The sequence below is a fragment of the Actinosynnema sp. NPDC023658 genome (genome assembly GCF_040639995.1).
GTDB lineage: Bacteria > Actinomycetota > Actinomycetes > Mycobacteriales > Pseudonocardiaceae > Actinosynnema.
Map to the genome: position 1 here is coordinate 1 of NZ_JBFAAX010000729.1, position 2,864 is coordinate 2,864.

The 2,864-nt window shown below is 72.7% G+C and carries 2 protein-coding genes and 1 rRNA gene; all 3 read right to left on the bottom strand.

What is annotated here, in order from left to right; genetic code table 11:
• Positions 1-97 precede the first annotated feature (97 nt).
• Complete coding sequence (locus AB0G02_RS33860) at positions 98-1,105, bottom strand: hypothetical protein (protein ID WP_360802544.1); 1,008 nt, start codon at positions 1,103-1,105, stop codon at positions 98-100.
• A gap of 41 nt (positions 1,106-1,146) precedes the next feature.
• Positions 1,147-2,643 carry a hypothetical protein gene (locus AB0G02_RS33865; protein WP_360802547.1) on the bottom strand — a complete coding sequence of 499 codons (1,497 nt, stop codon included), beginning with the start codon at positions 2,641-2,643 and terminating at the stop codon, positions 1,147-1,149.
• Positions 2,644-2,770: 127 nt separating this feature from the next.
• Positions 2,771-2,864, bottom strand: a 5S ribosomal RNA gene (gene rrf / locus AB0G02_RS33870); the annotation flags it as partial.

The following is a 2,864-nucleotide window of genomic DNA, read 5'->3' on the forward strand; positions in this document are numbered from 1 at the left end:
GTGCCGAGCCTTCAGCTGTGCCGTGCGTCATGCCACTTCGGTCTTGCGGGTTCCGCTCGACCCGGCGGAGCTCAGCCCCGCCGGTCTCCTCGCGGACTCAGTCCTGAGGGCTGAGGTCGAACGCCCGCTCGGCCGCGTCGGTCTCGTTGTCGTCGTCGGCCTGCGCGGCGTTGAGGAACCACTTCACGGCCTCCTCGGTGCGGCCGGCCGCCTCCAGGTTGTCCGCGTAGGCGTAGAACAGCCGGGCGCTCCACGGCTCACGCCGCTTCTCGTCCAGGTCGTCGCCCTGCAGGGCCACCACGGCCGCGTCCAGCTGCCCCATGTCCCGCCGGGCACCGGCCGCGACGATCCGCAGCTCCACCGCCTCGTCGGGGGCCAGCTGCACGCCCTGCGCCTCGCGCGCCAGCTCGATGGCCCGCTCCGGACGCCCCAGCGCCCGCTCGCAGTCCGCCATCACGGCGAGGTGCCCGGCACCGTGCGACATGCGCCGCGCGGCCCGCAGCTCGGACAACGCCTCGGCCCACTCACCGGCGTGGTACGCGGTCAGCCCGGCGGCCTCCCGGACCACCGCGACCCGAGCCGCCTTCGACCGCGCGTACCGGGCGTGCTCCAGCGCCAGCTCCGGCTCGCTGTCGATCAGCATGCCCGCCGCCGCCAGGTGCCGACCGACGATCTCGGCCAGGCCCTTGGGCAGCCCGCGCAGCTCCTGCTTCACCTCGGGGTCGAGGATCGAGATGTCGGCGTCGTCGGGCAGCTCGGGCGTCCGGGCGCGGGTGAACACGCGCTCCTCGGCCTCACCCTCGCCGGACCCTGCCTCGCCGGACCCTGCCTCGCCGGACCCTGCCTCGCCGGACCCTGCCTCGCCGGACCCTGCCTCGCCGGACCCGACCGCCGCCTCGACGTCACCGGGCTCGACCACAGCGGATGCGATGCCACCGGGAGCCCGCTCGCCGGCCGCTTCCGCGGTCGCGTCACCGGCCTCGTCGGAGTCGTCGTCGGAGTCCTCGTCAGCGCTGTCGTCCGCAACGTCATCACGGTTCCGGGCAGCGGTTTCGGGCTCGTCACCCTCCACCTCGTCGTCCCGGTCCTCGACGTCCGCCGACACCGACTCCGGGGAGACCGGCTGGGCCTGGACCGCGTCGACCTCTACCGCGCCGACAGCGGAGGCCTCGACCTCTGCGGCGGTGTCCTCGGTGACCTGCTGGTCGTCGGTCTGGGGAGCACGTCCCTGGAACCGCGCCGCCCGCTCACGGCTGCGCTCGTCCCGCCGCTCGTTGGTCGGCTTCTCGTAACGCGGCTTGTCCTGACCGGGCCGGTCTGAACGCGGCCTGTCGTCACGCTTCTGGTACCCGCCACGATCACCACCGGGCCGCTCGTCGCGCCGCTGGTAACCGCCCCGGTCGCCACTCGGCCGATCGTCACGCTTCTGGTAACCGCCACGGTCACCACTGGGCCGGTCATCCCGACGCGGGTAGCCGCCACGGTCGCTGCTAGAACGGTCGCTGCCGCCACGGTCATCGCGACGCGGGTAGCCGCCCCGGTCGCCACTCGGCCGGTCATCGCGACGCTGGTACCCACCGCGGTCACCGCTGGGCCGCTCGTCGCGCCGCTGGTAACCGCCCCGGTCGCCACTCGGCCGATCGTCACGCTTCTGGTAGCCGCCACGGTCGCCACTGGGCCGGTCATCACGTCGCTGGTAGCCGCCACGGTCACCGCTGGGCCGGTCATCGCGCCGCTGGTAGCCACCGCGGTCACCGCTGGGCCGGTCATCGCGCCGCTGGTAGCCGCCACGGTCACCGCTCGGCCGATCGTCACGCTTCTGGTAGCCGCCACGGTCGCCACTCGGCCGATCGTCCCGACGCTGGTAACCACCACGGTCGCCACTCGGCCGATCGTCCCGACGCTGGTAACCACCACGGTCGCCACTGGGCCGGTCGTCCCGACGCGGGTAGCCACCGCGGTCACCGCTGGGCCGGTCGTCCCGACGCGGGTAACCACCACGGTCGCCACTGGGCCGGTCGTCCCGACGCGGGTAACCACCACGGTCGCTGCTGAAACGGTCACTGCCACCGCGGTCGTCGCGACGCGGGTAGCCACCGCGGTCGCCGCTGGGCCGGTCATCGCGCCTCTGGTAGCCGCCGCGGTCGCTGCTGGAGCGGTCATCGCGACGCGGGTAGCTGCTGCGCTCACCGCGGTCGGAGCTTGCGCTGCGATCCGACCCACGGTCGTCACGCCGGTCGAAGCGGGGCCGCTCACCACGGTTGTCTTCGCGCCGGAACCCGCCCCGGTCACCGGTGCGGTCGTCGCGACGTGGGGCGCCACCGCGGTCATCGCGGGCGCGGTCGTAGCGGGGGCGCTCGCCGGAGTCCCGGCGGAAGCCACCAGCCCGGTTGTCGTCACGGCGCGGGGCACCGCCACGGTCGTCACGGGGCTTGTCGTAGCGAGGACGCTCGCCACGGTTGTCATCTCGCCGGTCGCTGCCGCGAGGCTTGTCGTAACTCGGCCTGTCGTCCCGGCGCGGATAACCGCCGCCACTGGAACGTTCGCCCGTGCTGCGGGCGTCACGACCGCCACTGCTCGGCTTGCGGCTTCCCTGGGCACGGCCACCGTCGTCGGATCGGCGCGGTCGGTCTCCCTGGCCACGCTGACGGTCGCCGGGTCGATCCCCGAACCTGGACACTAACTCCTCCTACTGTGGACACGCCGAAAGGGCTTGCGGTTTGGAGCACAAATCAATGTGCCCCCACCACAAGCCCTTTCGGGGAAGAATGTTCGGCGGCGTCCTACTCTCCCACACCCTCACGAGTGCAGTACCATCGGCGCTGGAAGGCTTAACTACCGGGTTCGGAATGGGACCGGGTGTT